Genomic DNA, 24,061 nt, shown 5'->3' with positions numbered 1-24,061 from the left:
CTGGGCAGACGACGGATTGCGCACCGTCGGGTGCACCGCGCCACGATCCGTCGTGCTCACGAGCGCGCAGCGCACCTACGTCCGCAGCATCTCCGCGGTGAGGAACGCCAGCTCGAGGGACTGCTGGGTGTTCAGGCGGGGGTCGCAGGCGGTCTCGTAGCGCCCGGCGAGGTCGGAGTCGGAGATGTCCTGCGCGCCCCCGAGGCACTCGGTGACGTTCTCCCCGGTCAGCTCGACGTGGATGCCGCCGGGGTGGGTGCCCAGCCGGTGGTGGACCTCGAAGAACCCCTGCACCTCGTCGACGACCTGGTCGAAGTGCCGCGTCTTGAACCCGGTGGTGGCCTCGTAGGTGTTGCCGTGCATCGGGTCGCACTGCCAGATCACCTGGTGCCCCGACGCGGTCACCTTCTCCACGATCGCCGGCAGCACCTCGCGGACCTTGCCCGCGCCCATCCGCGAGATCAGCGTCAGCCGGCCTGCCTCCTGGCGCGGGTCGAGCCGCTCCACGTACTCCACGGCCTGCTCCGGGGTCGTCGACGGCCCGATCTTCACCCCGATCGGGTTCGCCAAGAGCTCCGCGAACGCGATGTGCGCCCCGTCCAGGGCCCGGGTGCGCTCCCCGATCCACAGGAAGTGCGCGCCCAGCGAGAACAGCCTCGGGTCGTCGCGGCGCGCCGAGTCCAGCCGCAGCAGCGCCCGCTCGTAGTCCAGCACCAGCGCCTCGTGCGAGGCGTAGATCTCGGTGGAGTGCAGCGAGTGGTCGGTCACCCCACACGCCGACATGAAGCGCAGCGCGCGGTCGATCTCCCCCGCGACCGCCTCGTAGCGCTCCCCCGCGGCCGAGGTCCGCACGAACTCCCGGTTCCAGTCGTGCACCTCGTGCAGATCGGCCATCCCACCGGAGGTCAGCGCCCGGGTCAGGTTCATCGCCGCCGACGCGTTCGCGTACGCCCGGATCATCCGGCCCGGGTCCGGCACCCGGAGCTCCGCGTTCGCGGCCAGGCTGTTGACCATGTCCCCGCGGTACGACGGGAGCCCGAACGCGTCGGTGCCCGCCGAGCGCGGCTTCGCGTACTGCCCGGCGATCCGCGCGATCTTCACCACCGGCGTCGACGCGCCGTAGGTCAGCACCACCGCCATCTGCAGCAGCGTGCGGATGTTGCCCCGCAGGTGCGGCTCGGTGTTGTCGGCGAAGGTCTCCGCGCAGTCCCCGCCCTGCAGCAGGAACGCCTCACCCCGCGCGACCGCCGCCAGCTGGCCCCGCAGCCGGTCGATCTCCGAGGGCACCGTGATCGGCGGTACGTGCTCGAGCACCGTCCGCGCGTCCAGCACCGCCCCCGGATCCGGCCAGTCCGGCTGTTGGGTGGCCGGCTTGGAGAGCGCCGTGTCCAGGCGCTCCCGCAACTCGGCGGGCAGCGGGGGCAGGCCGGGCAGGGCATCCACGGGCAGATCGACGGACCACACGAGGCATGAGCTTACGGGCGCGGCCCGACCGGCTCTCAGCACACGCGGTGGTGGATCTCCTCGTCGCGGACGAAACGGCCCACGTTGGCGACGAAGCCGCGCGCCATCCCCGCGTACGACTCCTCGGTGATCCCGCCGATGTGCGGGGTGACCACGACGTTCTCGCCGAGCAGTTCGTCGTGCGGGTCGATCGGCTCCTGCCAGGCGACGTCGAGCCCTGCTCCCGTGAGCTGCCCCGCGCGCAGGGCCGCGAGCAGCGCGTCGCGGTCGACGACGGGGCCGCGCCCGACGTTCACCACGTGCCCGCCGGGACGCAGCGCGGCCAGGGCGTCGCCGTCGACGATGCCGCGGGTGTCCTCGGTGAGCGGGCAGGCCACGACGAGGTCGTCGACGCCGTCGAGCGCGGCGGGCAGGTCGTCCGCGCGCCGGTAGGTCTCGACGACGGCAGCCGCGGCCGGGTAGGCCTCGGCCTCCCGGCGGCCGATCCCGACGACGTGGACCCCGAACGCCGCGAGCCGCGTCGCGACCTCGACGCCGATGTCCCCGGTGCCGAGCACGGCGACCATCCGGCCGCGCAGCATCGTCCCCATCGGCGCACCGACCGCCTTCTCGGCCACGTTCGCGCGCGCCTCGGGGAAACGGCGCAGCAGGGCCAGGAGCAGGAGCACCGCGAGCTCGGCGACGGCGGTCGCGTTGCCGGAGTCGCCGCCCGGGACGTTGGCCACGGGGAGGCCCCGGGCGCGGGCGGCGTCGAGGTCCACGCCCGAGACCCCGACCCCGAACTGCTGGACGAACCGGGCCCCGCACGCATCCATGAGCGGCCCGTCGATGGTGCTGCCCAGCGGGGACAGCACGTCGACCGGCACGGGCGCGGCATGGGGCACGTCCACCAGTTCGGTCCCGGCGAGCTCCGGGATCGCGAGCTCGTCGAGCGCCGCCGTGAGGCAGCGCCGCACCTCGGGGAACCCGCCCCCCACCAGTCCGATGCGCATGACGATCACGATGCCACGCGGTCGGCCGTCCCCGCCCTCCCGCGCCGCCGCTCAGCGTCGGGCGGCGCGCCCCTCGACGTCGGCCATCCCCAGCTCGTGCCAGCGGGCGTCGATGACCTCCCACTTGCGCACGTTGTGCCGGGCGTCGGCGAGCGCGTCGTGGGCGTCGTCGGGCGCGGCGGGCAGCGCCGGCCGCCCGACGTCGTCCCAGCGCTGCCGGAGGTCGCGGGTGAACCGGGGCAGGGCGCGCGGCAGGTCGGGCATGGCACCCCAGAGCTGCGCGATGACGACGTGGTCGTAGGGCGCGTTCCATGCCCACAGCTCGACCTCGCCCTCGCCCGCCGTCACGAACGCGTAGAAGTCCTCGCGGATCTGCAACCTGCTGCGCCAGACCGGGTCCGAGATGGCCGGGAGCTTGTCGAGCACGTTCTTGCGCACCCACGGGCCGGCGCGCAGCGCGTCGAACTGGCGCGAGACCGCGTAGAACTCGCGGCCCGCCTCGTCCACCGCGCCCAGCGAGACGAGCTCGATCGTCGTCCCGTCCTCGATGAACTCGCAGTCGTAGAAGATCCGTGCCACGGACGGGGATTCTCCCCCACCCGGTACGCGCGGTCCCCCACCGCCGGTCAGGCGGCCTGGTCCGAGGTCCCGGCCTCCTCCTTGGCCTTGGAGGCGTACACGTCGACGTACTCCTGGCCGCCGAGATCCATGAGGGTGTACATCACCTCGTCGGTGATGGCGCGCTCCACCTGGCGGTCGTCGGCGATGTCGAAGTAGCGCGAGAAGTCGAGCGGCTCGCCGATCACGATGCGGATCTTCACGGGCCGCCAGAACCGGGAGCCGACGGGGTTGGCACGGTCGGTCCCCACCATCGCGACGGGGACGACGGGGACCTTCGCCTCCAGCGCCATCCGGGCGACGCCGGTGCGGCCCTTGTAGAGCCTGCCGTCGGGCGACCGCGTGCCCTCGGGGTAGATCCCGAACAGCCGCCCCTCGCGCAGTACGCCGATGCCGGTGTCGAGGGCGGCGCGGGCGGCGCGCCCGTTCCCGCGCTCGATCGGGACGTTCCCCATCCCGGAGAAGAACCAGCGCTGCAGGGTGCCGACCAGACCCGGCGTCGTGAAGTACTCCGCCTTGGCCGGGAAGGCCATCCGCCGGGGCACCATGAGCGGCAGCACGAAGGAGTCCAGGACCGCCAGGTGGTTCGACGCCACGAGGGCTCCGCCCGAGCGCGGGAGGTTCTCCGCGCCGCGGACCTCGGGGCGGAACGCGGCGCGCATCAGCGGCCCCAGGAACACCCACTTCATCAGCCAGTAGAGCACCGTTCTCCCTCCCCGACGGGCCCGAGGTCCCCGGATGTCGCAGCGTAGGCAGGCCCTCCCCGCGCGGACAACGACGCCGCGTCGCGCGGGTCCCCGAAGAGAGTGTCGACTCCACCACCTGTTCGGGCACCTGGCCGTATCGCGGGCGTGTGGGACGTGCCACGATGAACGCGGGCAGCCCGGCCGTGCGGCGCCCGAGACCCTGGTGCTGGAGGCGCGCGTGCCCGTGATGCCCGGGGCGGAGCCCTTCTCCGCCGATCCCGTGGGCGAACCCGGCATCGGGATCGTGCTCTCACACGGCTTCACCGGCACCCCGCAGAGCATGCGTCCCTGGGGCGAGCACCTCGCGGCCGAGGGCTTCGCCGTGCGCGGCCCGCGCCTGCCCGGGCACGGCACCGCCTGGCGCGACATGCAGGCCACCCGCTGGCCGGACTGGTACGGCGAGCTGGCCCGCGCGGTCGACGAGCTGGCGGGCCGCTGCCGGTCGGTGTTCGTCTTCGGGCTGTCGATGGGCGGCACGCTGACGCTGCGTCTCGCCGAGGAGTACGGCGACGCGATCGCCGGCATCTGCCTGGTCAACCCCTCGGTGACGACGCTGCGGCGCGACGCCGCCGTCGCTCCCTACCTCGCCCGGGTGTGGCCGTGGGCGAGTGCCGTGGCGAACGACATCGCCAAGCCCGGGGTGACCGAGCTCGCCTACGACCGCGTGCCGCTCAAGGCGTTCGTGTCGCTGCGCGAGCTGTGGGACCTGGTGCGGGGCGACCTGGGCCGGGTGGACCAGCCGACGCTGCTCTACCGGTCCGCGGCCGATCACGTCGTGGAGCCGGTGAACGCGCGCCTGGTGCTCGACGGCATCTCCTCGACCGACGTCTCCGAGGTGGTCCTGCCCGACAGCTACCACGTCGCGACGCTCGACCACGGCGCCCCGACGATCTTCGCGGGCAGCACCGCCTTCGTGCGCCGCGTCGACGCGGCCCGCACCGCCGGCTCCACCTCCACCTCCACCCCGATCACCGGCTCGACGGCAGGGAACCCCGCATGAGCTCGCCCGATCCCGAGGAGACCCCCCGGCCGGAGACTCCCCGCCGCTCCGACGACGCCGGCCTGTCGTCGGGGTCGGCCGACGCCCGCCGCTTCGAGATGCCCGACGACGTCGACGCGGCGTTCGCGGCGATCGTGGCCGAATGGGCGGGCGCCGACGCCCCGCGGTGGCCGCAGGACCCGAGCGAGGACGGCCCGTCCTCCGGGGTGGGCCTGACGACGCCGCCGCAGGGCCAGCCGCAGGCGCACCCGGAACGCCGCGACGACGACCTGTTCACCGGGCCGACGGCCCCGGGACCGCAGTCCCCCGGCGCACCGCCGACCCCGCAACGCAAGACCGGTTCCGGACCGTCGGGGGCCCAGCAGCCGCCGACCACGCGGCGCGACGCCTCGGACGACCACTTCGTGCCGCCGGAGCCGCCGCCGCTCCCACGGATCGGGCTCTCGAGCCTGCTGGGTCTGCTGCTGCTGGTGGCCGGGGTCGTGCTGCTCGCGCTGCCCGCCCTGGTCGGGGGCGGACTCGCCGGGCTCGGCATCGTCCCGGGGCTGCTGGCGATGGCGGCCGGGCTGGGATGGCTCGTCGTCGGGATGCGGCGCCCGTCGGACGACGAGCACGACGCCGGACCCGACGAGGCAGGCACGCTCTAGGCGCGCTCCGCGGCGCACCGCTCGCGGGCGTCCAGTGCCGCGCCGATCATGCCCGCGTCCCCGCCCAGCACGGCCGGGCGGACCTCCGCCAGACGACGGTGCCCCGCGCCGGTGACCTGCTCGCCGTAGGTGCGGACCGCGTCCTCGAGGAACAGCGCGGCCGACGCGGACACCTCGCCGCCGACCACCACGACGTCGGGGTCGAAGACGTCGGCGACCAGCGCGAGACCCCGGCCGAGCCAGCTCGCGAAGTCGGCGATCACGCGGCGCGCGAGCCCGTCCCCGGCCGCGGCCGCGTCGGCGACCTCGCGCCCGGTGAGTGGGAGCCCGCGCTCCCAGCTGGCGCGCAGCGTCGAGAAGTCCTCGCTGGCCGTGACGAGCTCGTCCGCGCCGGTCCCCAGGGCCGTGCCGCTGCAGTAGCGCTCGAGGCAGCCCCGCTTCCCGCACGGGCACGGTCGCCCGTCCGGGACCACGACGAGGTGGCCGAGCTCGGGCGCGACCCCGTGCGCCCCGCGGAAGACGGTGCCGTCGACGAGCAGCGCCGCACCGATCCCGGTGCCGAGCGCGACGAGCACCGCGACGTGGGCACCCGCGGCGGCCCCGACCCGGTGCTCCGCGAGCCCCGCGGCGTTGGCGTCGTGCTCGAGGGTCACCGGCAGCCCGAGCCGCTCGGACATGCGGGCGACGACGGGTTCGTCGCGCCACGGCAGGTGGGCGCCGAAGGACACCGAGCGCCGTTCCGGGTCGACGAACCCCGCCACGGCCAGGCCGACGGCGGCCACGTCGGTACCGTCCGCGCGCGCGTGCCCGGCGAGGTGGTCGACCAGGCCCGCCACGGTGTCGTCGAGCTCGTGGGCGGTGCGCGGGGTGGGCGCGACGCGGGTGGCGACCAGGGTGCCCCCGGAGTCCACGAGGCCTGCCTTCGCGGAGGTCCCGCCGACGTCGACGCCGACGGTCAGCACGGTCGCGTCCGCCGGCGGACCGGGATGCGCTGCACGCCGCGGCCGGAGCGGTCGGCCGTCGGGGCCGCGGTCGCGGCTGCGGTCGGCGCCGCCGCGACGGAAGACGTCTGCGGTTGCGGCTGGGGGAACGGCCGGGGCTCGGCGGCGGCAGCGGGGACGGACGCGGCGACGTCGTCGGGCTCCGTCGGGGAGTCCGCACCGGCGGTCTGCCTGCGGGGGCTCGGCCGGGGCCCGCGCTTCCCGGTCGGCCGCTCCGGGGCCGGGCGCGGGGCCTCGTCGGGCCGGGGTCCGGCGGCGGCGGCCCGGGGACCGGGGTCGAACAGTGCGTGCGGGGCGACGTCCCAGGGCACCTGGGGTTCCTCCGCCGCGGCGGTGGGCGCGGGGGTGGGCGCGGCGCCGGCCATCGGCCGGGCCGGACCGGAGGGCTCCGGCGTCGTGTGCTCGTGGGTGCCGTGCTCGTGGGCGCCGTGCTCGTGAGTGGCGTGCTCGTGCGCGCCCGTCGCGTGCGCCTGGACCATCAGGCGCAGGACGACGAGCAGCCCGGACGCCTGCTCGGCGAGGGTGGCCGTGAGCTCCGGCTGCTCCCCGCGCAGGGCCGCGACCAGCGCGCACACCGGGCACCACGTGCACGGCCCGGGACTCTGCCGGGGCCGTCCGGAGGTGTCCGCCGCCGCGGCGCCGTCGACGCGGGTCCCCACCCAGTCCAGCAGCGCCGTCGCCGCCTCGCGTGCCTCCCGCGCCAGCCGCTCGCGGGCCGCCCGGTCGGCCTCGGTTCCCCCCGGTCCCGTCACGTCACCGCATCCAGACGGCCGGGTCGGGACGGAAGGCGATGGAGAGCACGTCGTCGTCGAGGTCGGCGGTCACGACGTCGCAGCGGCGCAGGACCGGCGGCAGCGCCACCGTCCGACGCCTGCCCGCGACGGTCACCGCGAGCTCGTCGCCGATCCGGGCGAGGTCGACGTCACCGTCGCCGATGCCCGGGACCTGCAGGTCCAGGACGTACTCGCTGTCCGCGGACGTGCCCTCTCCCGCGGTGCGCCGCACGTCGAGCAGGGGGCGGCCGCCGCCGCCCTCGAGCGGGTCGTCGTCGCCGTAGAGGTCCTCGGCGAGACCGGCGAGGTCGTCGGTCCCGACCGGTTCCCCCGCCCGGTAGCCGACCGAGCGCACCGGCACCCCGACCCCCGCCGTGAGCTCGTTGAGCTCCGCGAGCACCTCGTCCTGCTCCTGGCGGCGCTCCCGCATCCAGGCCGCGGCGGCACCGCGCCCGGAGCCGGGGTGCGGGACGAGGCGGTTCGCGACGACGCCGTCGATGTGCAGGTCGTGCAGGGCCAGGGCGGTCAGCGTGCGCCGGGTCTCCGCGGCGACCACGCGCTCCGGGGTGAGGACGAGCCGGATCGTCGTGGTCTCCCGGTCGGCGAGCAGTTCCCGCAGGCCGGAGAGCTGTTCGGCGAGCCGGGAGAGGGCCCCGGCGGCGGCGTCCCACTTCGCGACCTGGGCGCCGCTGCCCGCGAGCCCGGCCAGCACCCCGCGCACGGCGCGGCGGTGCGCCGGGAAGAGCCGCTCCAGATATCCGCCGAAGGCCTCGGGCAGGCTGAGCAGGCGCAACGTCTCGGCGGTCGGCCCGCAGTCGACGACGACGACCTCCCACGGACCGTCCTCGGTGGCCCGCCGGACCTGCTCGAGGGCCAGCAGCTCCTCGACCCCGGGGAGCACGGTCATCTCGTCCGCGACCAGCTCCTCGACCCCGGCCCCGGCCAGCAGCGTCCGCAACTGCGCGCGCAGCGGCTCCCAGGCCTCGTCGACGAGGGCCCGGGTGTCGACGTGCGCCGCGAACAGGCCGGGCAGGTTCCCCGCGACCTCGGTCGGCTCACTGCCCAGGTCCGTGCCGAAGGCGTCGCCCAGGGAGTGCGCCGGGTCGGTCGAGAGCACGAGGACCTTGCGCCCCGAGCGCGCGAGGGCCACCGCGGTCGCGGCGGCGGTCGTCGTCTTGCCCACTCCGCCCTTGCCCGTGAAGAGCAGGACCCGCATCAGTTCTCCACGCGCCGCTTGAGGCCGGTCAGCGCCGTGTCCATGATCTTCTTCTCGGCCCGGCGCTTGATCAGCCCGGGCATCGGGACCGCCAGGTCGACGGCCAGGGTGTAGGTCACGGTGGTCTCCTTCTCGGAGCCCTCGAGCCGGTAGCGGCCGCGCTGTCCGCGCTGCATCTGACCGGACACGAGGTCCCAGGTGACGCCGTCGTCGACCCAGTCGTAGGCGAGGACATACGTGTCCTTGAGAGGACCCGCGTCCAGGGTGAAGCGGACCTGTTCGGGTCGGCCCTCCTCGTCGTGCGTGAGGACCTTGGCCGAGGTGATCGAGTCCGCCCACTCCGGATAGGCGGGGAAGTCGGCGATCACGTCGAGCACGGCCGCCGGAGCTGCCGCGACGGTGATGGACTGCGTGGACTCGTCCGCCATGGCGCGGAGGCTACCGCCGTCGCCTCACGCGTTCGTCCCCGCCGTCATCCAGGCCACCCCACCCGGGGGCGACGCATCTCACGATGTGGAACACGCCAAGGCTGCGGCTGTCGTCCAGCTCACCAGCGCACGGCCGCGGGCGTCCCCCGGCGGCGGAAGTGCCCGACGTTGACGCACTCCGTGGGCCCGATCCGGGCACGACCGGTGAGCGGGGCGTGCACGTGGCCGTAGAGCGCCAGGCGTGGGCGGTACTCCCGGATGTGCTCGACCAGCGTGGGCGAGGTCAGCTCGTGGGTGCGCGCGACGACGTCGTAGGCCAGTTCCGCGACCGCAGGCGGCGCGTGGCTGCAGAGCACGTCGACGGGACCGAGCGCCTCCACCGCCGCGGCGTACTCCCCCGCCTCGCGCATGTAGGCGCGGAACACCCCGGCGCGCGGCTCCATCCCGGGCGGCAGCGGCACCCCGCCGACGAACCCGACCCGGTGCTCCCCGATCTCGACGACCTCGCCGTCGACGCTGCGCAGGTGCGGGTACGCGGCGAGGAACTCGGGCCACAGCGCGGGGACGTCGACGTTGCCGGGGATCAGCCACACCGGGACGTCGATGGCCCCGAGGACGGCGAACATCTGCTCGTAGCGGCGCCGCACGGCCGCGTCGACCAGCGCCGCGGGATCGTCGAGGTCCGCCCAGAGCCGCCGGGTGTACTCGCGCAGCGCCCCGGGGCCGCCCTCGGAGCGCAGCCGCGCGAACTCGACCGTGGCCTGCGGCCCGAGGATCTCCGCGAGGATGCCCTGCGCCGGGTCGTCGTAGTCGACGAAGTCCAGGAGGTCGCCCAGCACGACCAGGGCCTCGGCCCCGTCGGCGGCCCGGGCGAGGTCGGCGGCGTTGCCGTGGATGTCGGAGACGACATGAACCAACACGGTCTGGCACTCGTCCCGTCGTGGATCAGGCGGTCGCCGGGATCGCGGGCTCGCCGGGCCGGCGTCCCCGCTCCAGCCGTGCCTTGAGGCCGAAGGCGATCTGCTTCGCCGCGCGCTGCCGACGCAGGCCCTCGCGCGTGGCGCCCGACCGTCCGCGCAGCAGGCGCCGGGCGGGCGCGCCATCGGGTCCGGGCGCGGGGTCGACGCGCAGGAACCAGTGCAGGAGGGTGCCTTCCTCCCCGCCCGCCTCCGGTCCGGGACCCAGCGCGATCGGTTCGCACCACACCTCCGCGCTGCCGACCCAGCCCCCGGTGACCGACCAGCGGATACCGGCCGGGCCGCGGTCGTCGAAGACCGTGAGATCGAGGTCCGGCCACAGCCGCGGCCACTCGTCGGGGTCCGCGAACGCGGCGGCCACCTCCGCCCGTGCGGCGAGCACGAACGTCTCGTCGATCACGTCCAGGGCGGCCACGGACCCAGCCTGCCCGACGATCACCTGCTCCGCACCGGGAGTCCTGAACGATTCGTCCTGTTCAGGCGTTTCGTTCGGTTACCAGGGGGTAGTGACGGACCGTCGCCCTCGCCCTAGGCTGCGCTGACCGGGGGTCGTCGAGGACCTCGGTCGTCTCGAGAGGGTGTGTGCGGGGTGCAGGAGTACAGCGTGCCGGCCGCGGCGAAAGTGGCGGACGACGACCGGCTCACCGATGCGGTGTGGGCCAACGCCGACGAGCACCCGGACGACGTCGCCTACCGCCGCTCCGTCGGGGGCGAGTGGACGCCGGTGACCTTCCGCGAGTTCCGCGACGACGTCGTCGCCGTCGCCAAGGGCTTCGTCGCCGCCGGCCTGCAGCCCGGTGACCGGGTCGGGATCGTCGCGCGGACCCGCTACGAGTGGACGGTGCTGGACTACGCGCTCTGGACCGCGGGCTGTGCCGGCCTGCCGATCTACGAGACGTCCTCGGCCACGCAGTACGAGTGGTGCCTGTCGAACTCCGGGGCCCGCGGAGTGGTCCTCGAGACCGACGAGCACCGCGCCACCCTGGACCAGGTGATCGGCTCGCTGCCCGACCTCGCCCATGTGTGGCAGATCGACGGCGCCACACCGGCCGTGGAGGCCCTGAAGTCCGCGGGCGCCGCCGTGTCCGACGCCGACGTCGAGGCCCGCCGCACCGGGGTCCGCGCCGACGACCTGGCCACGCTCATCTACACGTCCGGCACCACCGGCCGCCCCAAGGGCTGCGAGATCACCCACCGCAACCTGCTGTTCGAGGTGCGCGCCGCGGGCGAGGTCTTCGGCTCGCTGATGCAGGCGGGGAACTCGACGCTGCTGTTCCTGCCGCTCGCGCACATCTTCGCCCGCGTCGTGCAGATCGCCGCCCAGGAGCACCGCTACGTCGTCGGGCACTTCGCCGACACGTCGAAGCTCTCGGCCGAACTCCCCCGTTTCAAGCCCGACTTCATCCTCTCGGTGCCTCGGGTGTTCGAGAAGGTCTACAACTCCGCCAAGCAGAAGGCCTACCAGGGCGGCAAGGGCCGGATCTTCGACATGGCCGAGGCGACGGCGGTCGAGTACAGCACCGCGCTCGACGGCTCGGGCCCCGGCCTGCTGCTGCGCGCCAAGCACGCGGTGTTCGACGCGCTGGTGTACGGCAAGCTGCGCGAGGCCCTCGGCGGGCAGTGCCGCGGTGCGGTGTCCGGCGGCTCCGCCCTCGGCGCGCGCATCGGGCACTTCTTCCGCGGCGTCGGGGTGCCGATCTACGAGGGCTACGGCCTGACTGAGACCTCGGCGGCCATCACCGCCAACGGGGAGCACGGGCTGCGCGTCGGCACCGTCGGGCGCCCGCTGCCGGGCATCACGGTCGCGATCGCCGACGACGGCGAGGTGCTCGCCAAGGGCGACGTGGTCTTCCCGGGCTACTGGCGCAACCGGGAGGCGACCGAGGAGACGATCGTCGATGGCTGGTACCACACCGGTGACATCGGCGCCCTCGACGACGGCTTCCTGTCCATCACCGGGCGCAAGAAGGAGCTGATCGTCACCGCGGGCGGCAAGAACGTCGCCCCCGCGGTGATCGAGGACCGCATCCGCGCCCACCGGCTGGTCAGCCAGGCGCTCGTCGTCGGGGACAACCGTCCCTACGTCGCGGCGCTGGTCACCCTCGACGCCGAGGCGCTGCCGGACTGGGCCGCCGAGCACGGCAAGTCCGGGACGACCGCCGACGACCTCGCGGAGGACGCCGACCTGCGCGCCGAGATCCAGGCCGCGGTCGACGACGGGAACGCCGCGGTGTCGAAGGCCGAGTCGGTGCGCCAGTTCCGCATCCTGACCTCGGACTTCACCGAGGACTCGGGCGAGCTCACGCCCACGATGAAGCTCAAGCGCAACGTCATCGCCGAGGAGCGCGCGGCCGACATCGAGCAGGTGTACGCCCAGCGCTGAGCCCTCCCCCCTTCGGAACGAACGACTCGTTCGTGGCTTCTATGTGCACGAACGAGTCGTTCGTTCGGAAGGGGTGATCGTCCGAACGCGGGGGCGCTACTCCGGACGGGCGAGCGCGCCGAGTCGGCGGGCGCGCGAGGACCACGTCCACGCGGCCTGCATCCATCGTCGGCCCGCCGCGCCCGCGGTCGCGGCGGCGTCCGGGTCGGCGAGCAGGTCCCCCACGACCTCGGCGACGTCCGCCGGGTCACGGCCGTCGGTGAGCCGGCCGGTGCGGGTGCCGGGCGGGCCGCCGAGGACCGTCTCCGGGGCGCCGCCCGAGCGGCCGGCGACGACGGGCACCCCGCTCGCGGACGCCTCGAGCAGCACGATCCCCAGCCCCTCGACGTCGAGGCCGCGCCCGAGGGTGCGGCACGGCAGGGCGAACACGTCGAGGGCCGCGTGGTGGGCGGGGATCTCCTCGTGCGCGACCGGTCCGGTGAACACCACGTGCTCGACGACGTCGTGCTCGCGGGCGAGGCGGTGGAGCCGGTCACGGTCGGGCCCGTCGCCCGCGATGAGCAGCGCCGCCCCGGGCACCCGCCTCCGGAGGGCGGGCAGCGCGCGGATCAGCACGTCCTGCCCCTTGCGCCGGACCAGCCGGGACACGCACCCGACCACCGGGCGGTCCCCGAGCCCGTGGCGAGCGCGGATCGTCGCCCGCGCGCCCGGGTCGGGCGCGAAGCGGCGGGTGTCGATACCCGGGGGCAGCGGTTCGAGCGCCGCGTCCGGGCCGAGCGCGGCGGCGATGCGCCCGCGGGTGTACCGGCTGACCGTGGTGACGACGTCGACGTCCCGCCCGATGCGCCCGAGCGCCTGCCGCGACCCGGGCAGCATCGACCAGCCGACCTCGTGGCCGTGGGTGCTGGCCAGGAGGCGGGACACCCCCGCCCGGCGGCGCAGGGTCGGCGCCATCAGCCCCAGCGGCGCCGCCGCGCCGAACCACACCGTGTCACAGCCCTCCGACCGGGCGATCTCGGTCGCGCGGCGGACCGCGGCGGGGGTGGGCAGCATCATCGTCGTCGGGAGCCGGTGCACGGCGAACGGCTGCTCGGCGTCGAAGCGGGCACACCGGCCGTCGGTGTCATGGGCGTCGGGCCAGGTCGAGGCGAGCACGGTGAGCGCGCCCGGAGGCAGGCGCACCGCGAGCTCGTGCAGATACGACTGGATGCCGCCGGGCCGCGGCGGGAAGTCGTTGGTGACGAGGAGCGTCCTCGCGGCGTCGGGCACGGACACCGGCGGCGCGGCCCCTATGCCGGCGGCGGCGCGATGCGCCGGATCGACGAGACGTTGCCCCGCAGGGGCGCGACCTTGACGACGTCCCCGGACTGCGGCGCCTCCAGGAACTGGCCGCCGCCGACGTAGAAGCCCACGTGGTAGGCGGGATCACCGAAGAACACGAGGTCGCCGGGCTGGGCCTGGTCCGGGGTGACGGACTGGCCGACCTGCTGCTGGGCGGCGGCGACCCGGGGCATCCCGATCCCGATCTGCCGGAAGGCCCACTGCACGAGCCCCGAGCAGTCGAACGTGCCGGGCCCGGTCGCGCCCCACACGTAGGGCAGGCCCTGCCGGCTCAGCGCGGCCCGCAGGGCGGCGATGCCGAGCGAGTCGCCCGCGATGTTCGTCGGGAACTTCGTGGTGCCGCCGCTGCGCAGCTGCGACCGGTCGGACGACGAGAGGCGCGACAGGACGGCGTTCGCGGCCGCGACGTCGCGGTCGGCGTCGGACTTCGTGCGAGCGGCGTCGGTGACGGCCTGCTGGGCGTCGTCGGCGGCCCGGCGGGCGTCGAGCGCCCGGGCGTCGGCGTCGCGCTGAGCGGAATCCGCGGCCGACGAGGCGTCGAGATAGCTCTGCAGGGCCGCCCGGTTGGACTCCGAGACGGTGTCGAGCAGGCTGACCTTGTCCAGGTAGGACTGCGGGGAGGGGCTGGACAGCAGCGCGCCCAGCTGGTTCAGGTCCCCGCCCTGGTAGGAGCTGCGCGTGAACTGGTCGACGGCCACGTAGGCCTTGTCCAGCCGGGCGTGGGCCGCGTCGACGGCGGTGCGCGCCGCGGCGGCGGCCTTCGTCGTGCGGCCGGCCTCGGCCCGCTTGACCGGCAGCTGCTCGCGGGCGCCCATGGCCTGTTCGTTCGCGGCCTCGGCGCGGGCGTTGGCGTCGGCGAGGCGGCGGACGACGTCGCTGGCGCCGGGCGGGACGATCGGGTCGGCCGCCGCGGTGGCCGGGGCCACCAGACCGAGCAGGGCGAGCAGCACGAGGACCGCGGACGCGGTCATCAGCCGCGCACGACGGGGAGACGGTCCGGGCATCACGGGCGGGGAGTCCTTTTCTCGAACAGTGACCGCCTGCTCGACGGTCGGTTCGGGGAGCGCGTCCGCGAGAGGTGACAGGACGGTAACGGACCACCCCGCGCGCCCGTCCGCGTGGTGCCCGCCCCGGCCCCGGTGTGCGCCGGACGGCCGCTCCCCGGCGCCCGTCAGCCGACGTCGCGGCGCCGCCCGGGCCCGCGCGGAGCGGGCACCCGCTCGACGCCCGTCGTCGACGGTGCGGCCGTCTCCGGGCCCGCCGTCACGAGTCGCAGGTGCGGGATGAGCCCGTGGTCGGCGAGGACCTCGAGCGCTCTGCGCTCCACGGCCCCGAACTCCACCGGCAGCGGCGCCCCGGGGGCGGCGGGCTCGCGCGGCGCCCCGGCCCCGTCCCCCACACCCTCGTCCACGGCCCGCTCAGGGACCTCCGGGACGCCGAGCAGGACCCCGACGACGCAGTCGTCGCAGGCCTGGTGGCGCACCACGCACGTGTCGCAGTCGATGATCATCGCGGCCTCCGCCGGTCCGGCCCCGGGTTCTCCGGGGGAGTCGTGGCGGACGGTAGGAGGGGGGTCCGACAGCCTCGGCCGTCGGAAGCAGTCGATGTGACCCAGGTCTCAGATCCGGGCGAGCCGGTCGAGCAGGACGCTCGAGGGCACCGGGTGCGCACCGCGGCGGCGCACCGAGTCGACCACCGCACGGTCGGAGGTGACCACGACGAGGGGCCGTCCCTCGGGCTCGGCGTCGACCAGCAGGCGGATGAGGTCGTCGGCGATCACCCCGGGGTCGGAGAAGAGCACCCGCACCCCCCGCACCGAGGCGGTGGGCACCCCGGTGATGCCCGCACCGTCGAACACCAGCGTGGTCTCGGCGTGGGTGCGGGCCGCGAGCGGCGCGACCGAGGCCACCAGCCGGTCGCGCTGCGCGGCGAGCGAGAGGCTCGGCCAGCCGGTCTTGGTCACGTTGTAGCCGTCGACCAGCAGGTGCACCTCGGGCAGCGCGAGCACGCGGTCGAGGGTGGCGGGGTCGGTGACGCGGGCCATCGGGGCGCGGGCGATCGACCCGACGAGCTCGGCGGGCCGGGGCCCCACGTGCCGGTCGTCGGCGCGCAGGCCCAGCTCGTGGCGCAGGCCGGACGCGGCGCCCGCGACCGTGTCGACGAGCAGCGCGAGCCGGGCGTCGTCGGCGCGGCGGGCCTCGTTGGCCGCCCGGCGGGCCGACTCCAGCTCGGCCGTCGCCCGCCGCGCCCGCGCCTCCGCGGCGGCCACCGCCTCGTGGCCGCGGGTGCGCTCGCGGCGCAGATCCTCGACCTCGCGCTGCAGGTCGCCCCGGTCGTCCTCCAGGCGGGCGGCGGCCTCGGCCGCGGTGTCCTCCGCCCGACGGACCCGGACGCCCTGCTCACGCAGCCGGGACCGCAGCTTCGCGACCTCGTCGGACAGGTCGGGGGTCGCCACCCGGGAGGCGGCCCGCGCCTCGTCGCGCTCGGCGGTGACCCGCTCGAGGTCCGCGGCGAGCTTGTCCGCCCGGGCCACCGCGGCGTCGCGCTCCGCCCGCAGCCGCCCGACGTCGGCCCGTTCTCCCGCGTCACGCAGCAGCCCGCGGGCGGCGTCCTCGTCGCCGGTCAGGACCGCGACCGCCGCGGCGTGGACCGGCTCCGCGATCGGCGGCGCCCACTCGTCGGGGCGGTGCTCGCGCCACCACGACACGACCTCGTCGGCGAACCCCTCGGCGCTGCCCAGGGCGGCGAGCATCGGCCCGGCCCCGACCTTCGCCCGCTTGGCGGGGGCGAAGCGGGCGACGGGGCGCACCGGGGCCGGCAGCTCGGACGCGGGCATCTGGCCGACCGCCTGGGAAACCAGGTCCGCGACGCGGCCGCGGACGGTCTCGGGCGCGGCGTCCAGAAGCGCCGCCCGGACCGCGGGCGCGACGGCCGGTGAGGGGTCGGCGGAGTCGTCCCCGTCCGCCCCCGACACCTCCCCGTCGACCATTAGCCCAGGTTAGCGGCGGCCGGGGCGTACTCGCGGGGGTGACTGTCGGGGGCTCGTCCTAGCGTCCGCCGCGATGAACGCACCACGCCCGGTGACGGGGCCCGACCCGCAGCTCACCTTCGAGGAGCTGGGCACGCCGCTGCACACGGCGACGTTCGTCGTGCTCGACCTCGAGACCACCGGGGGGCCGCCCGCCGGACCGGACCCCGAGGGGACCGACCCGCTGGCCGCGCCGCGCCCCGACGCCATCACCGAGATCGGCGCGGTGAAGGTCCGGGGCGGGGTGGTCGTGGGCGAGTACGCCACGCTGGTCGACCCGGGGATGGCCGTGCCGCCGCAGATCGTGGCGCTGACCGGCATCACCACGGCGATGGTGAGCGATGCGCCGCGCCTGGACGCGGTGCTGCCGGGGTTCCTCGAGTTCTGCGCGGGCGCGGTGGTGGTGGCGCACAACGCGCCCTTCGACGTCGGGCACCTGCGCGCCGCGTGCCGCAGGCACGGGGAGCTCTGGCCGCGCCCGCCGGTGGTCTGCACCGCCCGGCTGGCGCGCAAGGTCCTCACGCGCGACGAGGCGCCGTCGTGCCGGCTCTCCGCCCTCGCGGCTCTCTTCCGGGCGGGGACGCGGCCGATCCACCGGGCGCTCGACGACGCGCAGGCCACCGTCGACGTGCTGCACGCGCTCCTGGAGCGGGTCGGCGGGCACGGGGTCGCCACCCTCGAAGACCTCCTGGCGCTGCAGGTCGAGACCACGCCGGCCCAGCGCGGCAAGCGCCACCTCGCGGAAGCGGTGCCGCACACCCCGGGCGTCTACCTCTTCCGCGGGCCCGCCGACGAGGTGCTCTACGTCGGCACGTCGACCGACCTGCGCCGCCGGGTGGGGTCGTACTTCACCGGCTCGGAGAAACGGGCGCGCGTCAAGGAGATGGTGGGGCTCGCCGAGCGGGTGGACTGGGTGGAGTGCGCCCACGGCCTCGAGGCGGAGGTCCGGGAGCTGCGCCTGCTCGCCGGGCACGCGCCGCGCTACAACCGGCGCTCCCGCTACCCGCACCGCGGCTGGTGGGTGGCGCTCACCGACGAGCCGTTCCCGCGGTGGTCGGTGGTGCGCACACCTCGCGACGACGCCGTGGGCCCGTTCGGGCGGCGCCGGGACGCGGTTCGGGCCGTGGAGGCGCTCGCGGACGCCTCCCGGCTACGACCCTGCACCCAGCGGATCCCGGCGCGGGGCGGCCACGGCAGCCCCTGCGCGCTGCACGGGATGGGCCGCTGCGGGGCGCCCTGCGCGGGGCTGCAGACCGCCGAGGACTACTCCCCCGCCGTCGCCGGAGCCCTCGCCCTGGTCCACGGCGGGTCCGACGACGGCCTGGTCCGCCTGCGCGACAAGGTCACGGCCCTGGCGGTGGGCGAGCGGTTCGACGACGCCGCCGCCCACCGCGACCGGCTCGCCGAGCTCGCGGGCGCCCTGGCTCGGGTCCAGCGCCTCTCGGGCCTCGCCCGCGCCGAGGAACTGATCGCCGCGCGCCCGGACGGCGCGGGGGGCTGGGACCTCGCCGTCGTGCGCCACGGGCGCCTCGCCGCGGCCGGGACCGCGCGGCGCGGGGTGCCGCCGATGCCGGTGGTGGACTCGCTGGTGGTCTCGGCGGAGACGGTGCGGCCGGGGACGGGGCCGCTGCGCGGGGCACCGCCGGAGGAGGTCGCCGTGATCATCCGCTGGCTGGAGCGACCCGGCACCCGCATGGTCCGCACCACCACGCCGTGGGCGGTCGCGGCCCACGGTGCGGGCGCGTGGTCGGGGTGGGTGTCGCAGGCCCGGGAGGCCGGGCGTCCGGCACCCGGGCCGACGTCGGGGCCGGAGTCGGACCAGGCAGCGGGGCCGGGCTTCCGGGCCGGACGACGCGGCGGGGCCTAGGCTTCCCGCCGGACCCGGCGCCCCGCGCAGGATGCCCGCCGGCTCCACCCCCGCCGACCGCCGACCGCGGCGCCGACCCAGGGAGCCCCCGTGATCACGGCCATCGTCATGATCCACGCGAACGCCGACCGGATCCCCGAGACCGCGCAGGCCATCGCCGACCTCGAGGGGGTCGCGGAGGTCTACTCCTGCGCCGGGGACGTCGACCTCGTCGCGATGGTCCGCGTCCGCGAGCACGAGCAGCTCGCCGACGTCATCGCGGGCAGCCTGAGCCGGGTGCCCGGGGTGCAGTCGACGTCCACCCACATCGCGTTCCGCTCGTACTCCGCGGGCGACACGGACGCGGCGTTCGCGGTCGGGCTCGACTGAGGCCCGGGCCTCCCGCCTGGCCCCACCCGGCCCCGCTGATCAACAGCACACCAGGCAGCTCAACACGCCCCGCGAGCTGCGCACTGTGCCCCTCGTCGCGAGCGGCCGGACCGGGCCACTCACGCCACCCACGGGCTCACCCCCGCAGGCGGGTCGCGACCTCGATCCAGCGCTCCAGCAGCGACTCCGCCGCCCCGGCGTCCACCGCGGCCGCCGCCCGATCGCGCCCGCGGGCCACGGCGTCGTGCAGCTCGTCGGTCCGCCCGGTCTCGGCCTCCTCGTGGGCGGCCAGCGCTGCCCCGGCGTTGAGGAGGACGGCCTCGCGCACCGGCCCGGGGTCGCCGGCGAACACCGAGCGCGCGACGCGGGCGTTGACGCCCGCGTCCCCACCGCGCAGCTCGCCGGGGGCCGAGACGGGCACCCCGATCCGCGTCGGGTCGAGGGTCTCGACGGTGACGCCCGAGGGGCGGGCCCGCCACACGGTGGTGGTGGTCGTCGTCGTGATCTCGTCGAGCCCGTCGTCGCCGCGCACCACCAGGGCGGTGTCGCCCCGGTCCGCCAGCACCGCGGCGAGGACCGGCGCGAACCGTGCGTCGGCGCAGCCGATGAGCGCCGCCGCGGGGCGCGCCGGATTGGTCAGCGGGCCGAGCAGGTTGAACGCGGTCGGCACGCCGATCTCGCGGCGCACCCCACCGACGTGGCGCATCGCCGGGTGGAAGGTCTGGGCGAAGCAGAACCCGATGCCGACCTGGTCCACGCTCGCCGCGACCGCCTCCGGGCCGAGGTCGACGGGGACCCCGAGCTCCTCGAGCAGGTCCACCGAGCCGCACGCGGACGACGCGGCCCGCCCGCCGTGCTTGACCACCCGCGCGCCCGCGGCCGCCATGATCACCGCGGCCATCGTGGAGATGTTGACGGTGTGCGCCTGGTCGCCGCCGGTGCCCACGATGTCGACGACGACGCCGTCGACCGTCACCTCCCGCGCGTGCGCGCGCATGACCTCGGCGAGGCCGCCGATCTCCTCGGCGGTCTCCCCCTTGCCGCGCAGTGCCACGGCGAAGGCGGCCACCTGGGCGGGCGACGCCTCCCCGGACATCATCCGGTCCATCGCCCAGGCCGCCTCGGGCCCGGCGAGGTCCTCGCCGCGCAGGAGCCTGCCGAGCAGGGACGGCCAGGTCGGCGTCACCGCGACGGGCTGAGGAGTCACCCCGGCTGCGGACGCCCCGGCCGTCGCCGCGGCGGGCCCGGCGCCGGAGCGGAGCCCGACCACCGGCTCGGTCACCCCTGGGGGGCCGGCACCGGCTGCCCGGCGCGCAGGACGTCGGCGACCGTGCGGGCGGCGGTCACGGGGTCGAGCGGCTGCACGAGCACCGCGTCGGCCTGGGACCACGTCGCGAGCCAGCGGTCGTCCTCACGCCGGACCACGACGATCACCGGCGCGGGGTCGGTCCGCTCGTTCTTGAGCTGGCGGCACACGCCCATCCCGCCGGTCGGCTGCGCCTCCGCGTCGAGCACGGCGAGGTCGAGCCTGCCGCCGTCGGCCGCGCCGAGCACCCCGGCGATGCCGTCGGCCTCGGTGAAGGTCAACCGCGGTACGTCGCGGGCCGGGCGCCTCCCGACCGCGGACATCACGGCCTCGCGGACCTCGGGACGGTGGCTCATCACCACGACGTCGAGCGGCTGTCCGGCACCACTGTCGGCGGTCATCTCGCGGGCCCTCCCAGGCGCGTACGAACGGTGCGCCGCAGCCTAGTCGGGAGGCGCGCCGCGGGGTGGCCCACGTCGCTCCGGAGACCACGCGCGGCGGGGCCCGACCCGCGATCCGGGTCTCGACTACGACACGACGTACGACGCCCAGTAGGAGTATCCGCAGGTGAGCGGCGGTGCAGGTCGGCGGGCTGATCACCACCCGTCGCCCCGACCGGCTGATGTCGGGACGAGGTGACATGATGTCGCCCGTGACGACCGCCCCGAGTGCGCCGGCGCCCTCCTTCAGCGCGCGGATCCACTCCCTCAACCGGCCCAATGTGGTCAGTGTCGGGACGATCATCTGGCTCTCCAGTGAGCTGATGTTCTTCGCCGGTCTCTTCGCCATGTACTTCGTGGCGCGAGCCCAGAACGTGGGCGAGTGGCCGCCGCCGCCGACCGAGCTCAACGTCCCGTACGCGCTCGTGAACACGATCATCCTGGTGGCGTCGTCGTTCACGTGTCAGTACGGCGTGTTCGCGGCCGAGCGCGGCGACGTGTTCGGCCTGCGCCGCTGGTACGCGGTGACCTTCGTGATGGGCCTGATCTTCGTGCTGGGCCAGGTGAACGAGTACCACACCCTCGTCACCGAGCACGGCACGACGATGGCCTCGGGCGCCTACGGCTCGGTCTTCTACATCACGACCGGGTTCCACGCGCTGCACGTCACGGGCGGCCTGGTCGCGTTCATCCTGTTGATCAGCCGCACGTTCCTGAGCCGGTTCACCCCGGCACAGGCGACCGCGGCGATCGTCGTCTCGTACTACTGGCACTTCGTGGACGTGGTCTGGATCGGCCTGTTCGCGGTCATCTACTTCATCCGATAACGGCAGGAACCGGCACCGCCGCGGTGACTTTTCCACCACGAGAGTCAGGGGTTGGGCAGGAGATGAGCGACCGGACGCCACCCTCGCGCAGGAGGCCGTGGGCGCGAGCGGGCACCAGGACGCGCCGTCGCGTCGCGGGGTTCCTCGCCCTCGGCGTGGCGCTGCTCGCCGTCGGCGGTATCTACGCGGCGGTGCAGCCCGCCCCGCAGACCGCCGCCGGCCAGGACGCGGCCCTCGTCCGCGAGGGGCAGTCGCTCTTCGACAACTCCTGCATCACGTGCCACGGCTCGAACCTGCAGGGCGTCCAGGGGCGCGGCCCGAGCCTCATCGGCGTCGGACAGGCGTCCGTGTACTTCCAGGTGTCCACCGGCCGCATGCCGCTGAAGGTCCAGGGCGCGCAGGCCGACCGGAAGAAGCCCGCGTTCGACGCGGCCCAGACCGACGCCCTCGGCGCCTACATCGAGGCCAACGGCGGCGGTCCGAGCGTCCCGGCCGGCCCGGAGGACGCGGTCGTCGGATCCGACCTGGGGCGTGGCGGCGAGCTGTTCCGCCTCAACTGCGCGCAGTGCCACAACTTCACCGGCCGCGGCGGGGCGCTGTCCTCCGGCAAGTTCGCGCCGGTGCTCGACCCGGCGAGCCCGCACCAGATCTACGCGGCCATGCTCGCCGGCCCCGGCAACATGCCGACCTTCGCGGACTCGCAGCTGTCCCCCGAGGAGAAGCGGGACATCATCGGCTACGTCAAGTCGGTGAGCTCGGACAACACCGGCTCGAACCCCGGCGGCAACGGCCTCGGTGGCTTCGGCCCGGTGCCCGAGGGCCTCGTCGCCTTCTTCGTCGGCCTCGCCGCCCTGATCGGAATCTCCCTCTGGATCGGATCCCGCCAGTGAGTGCACCACCCGAAACCCCGTCCGGCCGGTCCGGAGACCACGGCTCCGGCACCGAGTCCGGCAGCAGTCACGCCTCCGACGAGCTGCGCATCCCCAGCGATGCCGAACTCGCCGAGATGAGCACCGACGACCTGGTGCGTCTCGGCAACCGCATCGACGACATCGAGGTCGTCTCGGACCGTCCCCGCTTCCCCGTGCCCGGCACCCGGGCCGAGAAGCGGGCGGAGCGGCAGGTGGCCGGCTGGTTCATCATCGCCGCCGTCATGGGCCTGGCGTTCATCGTCGCCTTCATCGCGTGGCCCCACGAGTACGTGTCCCCGACGGACGCCGGCGCGGTCGCGTACGCCCTCTACACCCCGATCATCGGCGTCACACTGGGCGTCGCGGTCCTCGCCACCGGCATGGGCGTCATCGCCTACTCGAAGAAGCTGCTGCCCGAGGACCTGACGATCCAGCAGCGCCACGACGGCCGGTCGCAGGAGCTCGAGCGTCGCACCGCCACCGCCCGCCTGGTCCAAGCCGGGCAGCAGAGCGGCCTCGGCCGCCGCAAGCTGATCGTCCGCTCGATCGGCGCCGCCGGGGGCATCCTCGGGGCGGGCGTCGCGGTCGCGGCGTTCGGCGGACTGGTGAAGAACCCGTGGAAGGAGGGCGACGAGTCGCCCCTCCTCGTCACGGAGTGGCGCTCGGAGAACGGGGAGCGGGTCTACGTCCGCAAGTTCAACGGAGACGCCGAGGACGTCGTCCTGGTGCGGGCGGGCGACCTCGAGCCGGGCTCGATGGAGACGGTCTTCCCGTTCAAGGAGTCGGACCGGAACAACCCGGAGAAGCTCGCCGAGACGGTCCGATCCGCCGACTCCCCCGTCATGCTCATCCGGCTGCGCTCGAACGTGTCGGTGATCAAGCGGGCAGGCCAGGAGGACTTCAACTACGGCTCGCTCTTCGCGTACTCGAAGATCTGCAGTCACATGGGGTGCCCGACGTCCCTCTACGAGGACCAGACGATGCGCATCCTGTGCCCGTGCCACCAGTCGCAGTTCCAGGCCAACGAGTACGCCCGCCCGGTCTTCGGACCGGCGGCCCGCCCGTTGGCGCAATTGCCCATCGCCGTGGACGATCAGGGGTACCTGTACGCCCGCAGTGACTTCATCGAGCCGGTGGGGCCCGGCTTCTGGGAGCGCAGACCATGAGTGCCATCACCACGCCGAAGCGCAGCGGGAGCGCAGCGATGAAGCTCCTCGGGACGGCTGCGGACGAGGTCGACAGCCGCGTCCACCCCGCGGGGCCCGTCCGGCGCCAGATCAACAAGGTCTTCCCCACGCACTGGTCGTTCATGCTGGGCGAGATCGCGCTCTACAGCTTCATCGTGCTGCTGCTCACGGGCACCTGGCTGGCCATCTTCTTCGACCCGTCGATGGCCGAGACGACCTACGAGGGCTCGTACGCGGGCCTGCGCGGCGTCATCATGTCCAAGGCGTACGAGTCCGCGGTCGACATCTCGATGGACGTGCGGGGCGGGCTGTTCATCCGCCAGCTGCACCACTGGGCGGCGCTGCTGTTCGTCGCCGCGATGATCGCGCACATGATGCGGACGTTCTTCACCGGAGCGTTCCGCCGCCCGCGCGAGACCAACTGGGTGCTCGGCGTCGTCCTGCTGCTCACCGGCATGATCGAGGGCTTCCTCGGCTACTCGCTGCCCGACGACCTGCTCTCCGGCACTGGCATCCGCACCGGCCTCTCCGCGATCGTCA

General features: G+C 74.9%; 25 protein-coding genes. 9 read left to right on the top strand and 16 right to left on the bottom strand.

Going from position 1 to position 24,061, the window contains the following annotated elements:
* Positions 1–75 precede the first annotated feature (75 nt).
* From VGI02_RS10575 to VGI02_RS10560, 4 genes are read right to left on the bottom strand one after another with little or no spacing between them, the layout of a single operon-like run.
* Positions 76–1,464 (bottom strand): class II 3-deoxy-7-phosphoheptulonate synthase, encoded by a 1,389-nt coding sequence (locus VGI02_RS10575; RefSeq protein ID WP_331627298.1) that lies wholly within the window; start codon positions 1,462–1,464, stop codon positions 76–78.
* Positions 1,465–1,499: 35 nt separating this feature from the next.
* Complete coding sequence (locus VGI02_RS10570) at positions 1,500–2,456, bottom strand: NAD(P)-dependent oxidoreductase (protein WP_331627297.1); 957 nt, start codon at positions 2,454–2,456, stop codon at positions 1,500–1,502.
* A gap of 51 nt (positions 2,457–2,507) precedes the next feature.
* Positions 2,508–3,035: a polyadenylate-specific 3'-exoribonuclease AS gene (locus tag VGI02_RS10565; RefSeq protein WP_331627296.1), complete on the bottom strand. Its 528-nt coding sequence runs from the start codon at positions 3,033–3,035 to the stop codon at positions 2,508–2,510.
* A 47-nt stretch (positions 3,036–3,082) separates the two neighbouring features.
* Entirely contained in the window at positions 3,083–3,778 is a 696-nt protein-coding gene (locus tag VGI02_RS10560; protein ID WP_331627295.1) for a lysophospholipid acyltransferase family protein, read from the bottom strand.
* Between the two features lie 220 nt (positions 3,779–3,998).
* Here VGI02_RS10560 and VGI02_RS10555 point away from each other — a divergent pair, with 220 nt between their 5' ends.
* Both VGI02_RS10555 and VGI02_RS10550 read left to right on the top strand, forming a co-directional pair.
* On the top strand, positions 3,999–4,820 hold the full coding sequence (locus tag VGI02_RS10555; protein ID WP_331627294.1) for an alpha/beta hydrolase: 822 nt from the start codon (positions 3,999–4,001) through the stop codon (positions 4,818–4,820).
* Entirely contained in the window at positions 4,817–5,467 is a 651-nt protein-coding gene (locus VGI02_RS10550; protein ID WP_331627293.1) for a hypothetical protein, read from the top strand. The genes VGI02_RS10555 and VGI02_RS10550 overlap by 4 nt, the downstream gene beginning before the upstream one ends.
* On the opposite strand, the gene VGI02_RS10545 is transcribed toward VGI02_RS10550, so the two are convergent.
* The 6 genes from VGI02_RS10545 to VGI02_RS10520 all read right to left on the bottom strand — a co-directional run bounded on the left by VGI02_RS10545 (position 5,464) and on the right by VGI02_RS10520 (position 10,277).
* The gene (locus VGI02_RS10545) at positions 5,464–6,429 is read right to left on the bottom strand and encodes an ROK family protein (protein WP_331627292.1); all 966 of its coding nucleotides are present in this window, start codon (positions 6,427–6,429) and stop codon (positions 5,464–5,466) included. The genes VGI02_RS10550 and VGI02_RS10545 overlap by 4 nt on opposite strands.
* Complete coding sequence (locus VGI02_RS10540; RefSeq protein ID WP_331627291.1) at positions 6,423–7,220, bottom strand: hypothetical protein; 798 nt, start codon at positions 7,218–7,220, stop codon at positions 6,423–6,425. The genes VGI02_RS10545 and VGI02_RS10540 overlap by 7 nt, the downstream gene beginning before the upstream one ends.
* A gap of 1 nt (position 7,221) precedes the next feature.
* Positions 7,222–8,457, bottom strand: coding sequence for an ArsA family ATPase (locus tag VGI02_RS10535; RefSeq protein WP_331627290.1), 1,236 nt, complete (start codon positions 8,455–8,457; stop codon positions 7,222–7,224).
* A complete protein-coding gene (locus VGI02_RS10530; RefSeq protein ID WP_331627289.1) occupies positions 8,457–8,885 on the bottom strand; it encodes an SRPBCC family protein in 429 nt (142 codons plus the stop codon). The genes VGI02_RS10535 and VGI02_RS10530 overlap by 1 nt, the downstream gene beginning before the upstream one ends.
* A 119-nt stretch (positions 8,886–9,004) precedes the next feature.
* Positions 9,005–9,805, bottom strand: coding sequence for a metallophosphoesterase family protein (locus VGI02_RS10525; protein WP_331627288.1), 801 nt, complete (start codon positions 9,803–9,805; stop codon positions 9,005–9,007).
* Positions 9,806–9,830: 25 nt separating this feature from the next.
* Positions 9,831–10,277, bottom strand: a complete 447-nt coding sequence (locus VGI02_RS10520; RefSeq protein WP_331627287.1) for a polyketide cyclase / dehydrase and lipid transport — start codon at positions 10,275–10,277, stop codon at positions 9,831–9,833.
* Positions 10,278–10,451: 174 nt separating this feature from the next.
* Between VGI02_RS10520 and VGI02_RS10515 the strand changes: the two genes are divergently transcribed.
* Positions 10,452–12,245, top strand: a complete 1,794-nt coding sequence (locus VGI02_RS10515; RefSeq protein WP_331627286.1) for an AMP-dependent synthetase/ligase — start codon at positions 10,452–10,454, stop codon at positions 12,243–12,245.
* 96 nt (positions 12,246–12,341) lie between these two features.
* Here VGI02_RS10515 and VGI02_RS10510 read toward each other — a convergent pair whose 3' ends face one another.
* The 4 genes from VGI02_RS10510 to VGI02_RS10495 all read right to left on the bottom strand — a co-directional run bounded on the left by VGI02_RS10510 (position 12,342) and on the right by VGI02_RS10495 (position 16,575).
* Positions 12,342–13,520: a glycosyltransferase family 4 protein gene (locus tag VGI02_RS10510; protein WP_331627285.1), complete on the bottom strand. Its 1,179-nt coding sequence runs from the start codon at positions 13,518–13,520 to the stop codon at positions 12,342–12,344.
* A gap of 14 nt (positions 13,521–13,534) precedes the next feature.
* Positions 13,535–14,557: a C40 family peptidase gene (locus VGI02_RS10505; RefSeq protein ID WP_331627284.1), complete on the bottom strand. Its 1,023-nt coding sequence runs from the start codon at positions 14,555–14,557 to the stop codon at positions 13,535–13,537.
* Positions 14,558–14,757: 200 nt separating this feature from the next.
* The gene (locus VGI02_RS10500; RefSeq protein WP_331627283.1) at positions 14,758–15,096 is read right to left on the bottom strand and encodes a hypothetical protein; all 339 of its coding nucleotides are present in this window, start codon (positions 15,094–15,096) and stop codon (positions 14,758–14,760) included.
* Between the two features lie 108 nt (positions 15,097–15,204).
* Positions 15,205–16,575 carry an NYN domain-containing protein gene (locus VGI02_RS10495; RefSeq protein WP_331627282.1) on the bottom strand — a complete coding sequence of 457 codons (1,371 nt, stop codon included), beginning with the start codon at positions 16,573–16,575 and terminating at the stop codon, positions 15,205–15,207.
* Positions 16,576–16,648: 73 nt separating this feature from the next.
* Here VGI02_RS10495 and VGI02_RS10490 point away from each other — a divergent pair, with 73 nt between their 5' ends.
* On the top strand, positions 16,649–18,481 hold the full coding sequence (locus VGI02_RS10490; protein ID WP_331627281.1) for a DEDD exonuclease domain-containing protein: 1,833 nt from the start codon (positions 16,649–16,651) through the stop codon (positions 18,479–18,481).
* Between the two features lie 90 nt (positions 18,482–18,571).
* Positions 18,572–18,850 (top strand): Lrp/AsnC family transcriptional regulator, encoded by a 279-nt coding sequence (locus VGI02_RS10485; protein ID WP_331627280.1) that lies wholly within the window; start codon positions 18,572–18,574, stop codon positions 18,848–18,850.
* Positions 18,851–18,986: 136 nt separating this feature from the next.
* Here VGI02_RS10485 and trpD read toward each other — a convergent pair whose 3' ends face one another.
* Both trpD and VGI02_RS10475 read right to left on the bottom strand, forming a co-directional pair.
* On the bottom strand, positions 18,987–20,036 hold the full coding sequence (trpD, locus tag VGI02_RS10480; RefSeq protein ID WP_331627330.1) for an anthranilate phosphoribosyltransferase: 1,050 nt from the start codon (positions 20,034–20,036) through the stop codon (positions 18,987–18,989).
* 92 nt (positions 20,037–20,128) lie between these two features.
* Positions 20,129–20,557: a hypothetical protein gene (locus VGI02_RS10475; protein WP_331627279.1), complete on the bottom strand. Its 429-nt coding sequence runs from the start codon at positions 20,555–20,557 to the stop codon at positions 20,129–20,131.
* Positions 20,558–20,799: 242 nt separating this feature from the next.
* On the opposite strand from VGI02_RS10475, the gene ctaE reads away from it, so the two are divergent.
* The 4 genes from ctaE to VGI02_RS10455 form a co-directional block, all read left to right on the top strand.
* Complete coding sequence (gene ctaE / locus VGI02_RS10470) at positions 20,800–21,423, top strand: aa3-type cytochrome oxidase subunit III (RefSeq protein WP_331627329.1); 624 nt, start codon at positions 20,800–20,802, stop codon at positions 21,421–21,423.
* Positions 21,424–21,485: 62 nt separating this feature from the next.
* Positions 21,486–22,313 (top strand): cytochrome bc1 complex diheme cytochrome c subunit, encoded by an 828-nt coding sequence (gene qcrC / locus VGI02_RS10465; RefSeq protein WP_331627278.1) that lies wholly within the window; start codon positions 21,486–21,488, stop codon positions 22,311–22,313.
* Positions 22,310–23,500, top strand: coding sequence for a cytochrome bc1 complex Rieske iron-sulfur subunit (gene qcrA, locus VGI02_RS10460; protein WP_414638238.1), 1,191 nt, complete (start codon positions 22,310–22,312; stop codon positions 23,498–23,500). The genes qcrC and qcrA overlap by 4 nt, the downstream gene beginning before the upstream one ends.
* A partial coding sequence (locus VGI02_RS10455) for a cytochrome b (protein ID WP_331627277.1) occupies positions 23,497–24,061 on the top strand: 565 nt, incomplete at its 3' end. The genes qcrA and VGI02_RS10455, both read left to right, overlap by 4 nt.

Origin of the sequence: Actinomycetospora sp., from assembly GCF_036497245.1 — a bacterium.
Lineage (GTDB): Bacteria > Actinomycetota > Actinomycetes > Mycobacteriales > Pseudonocardiaceae > Actinomycetospora.
Note: the sequence above shows the minus strand (reverse complement) of the source record. Positions and strands in the feature narration are given on the sequence as shown.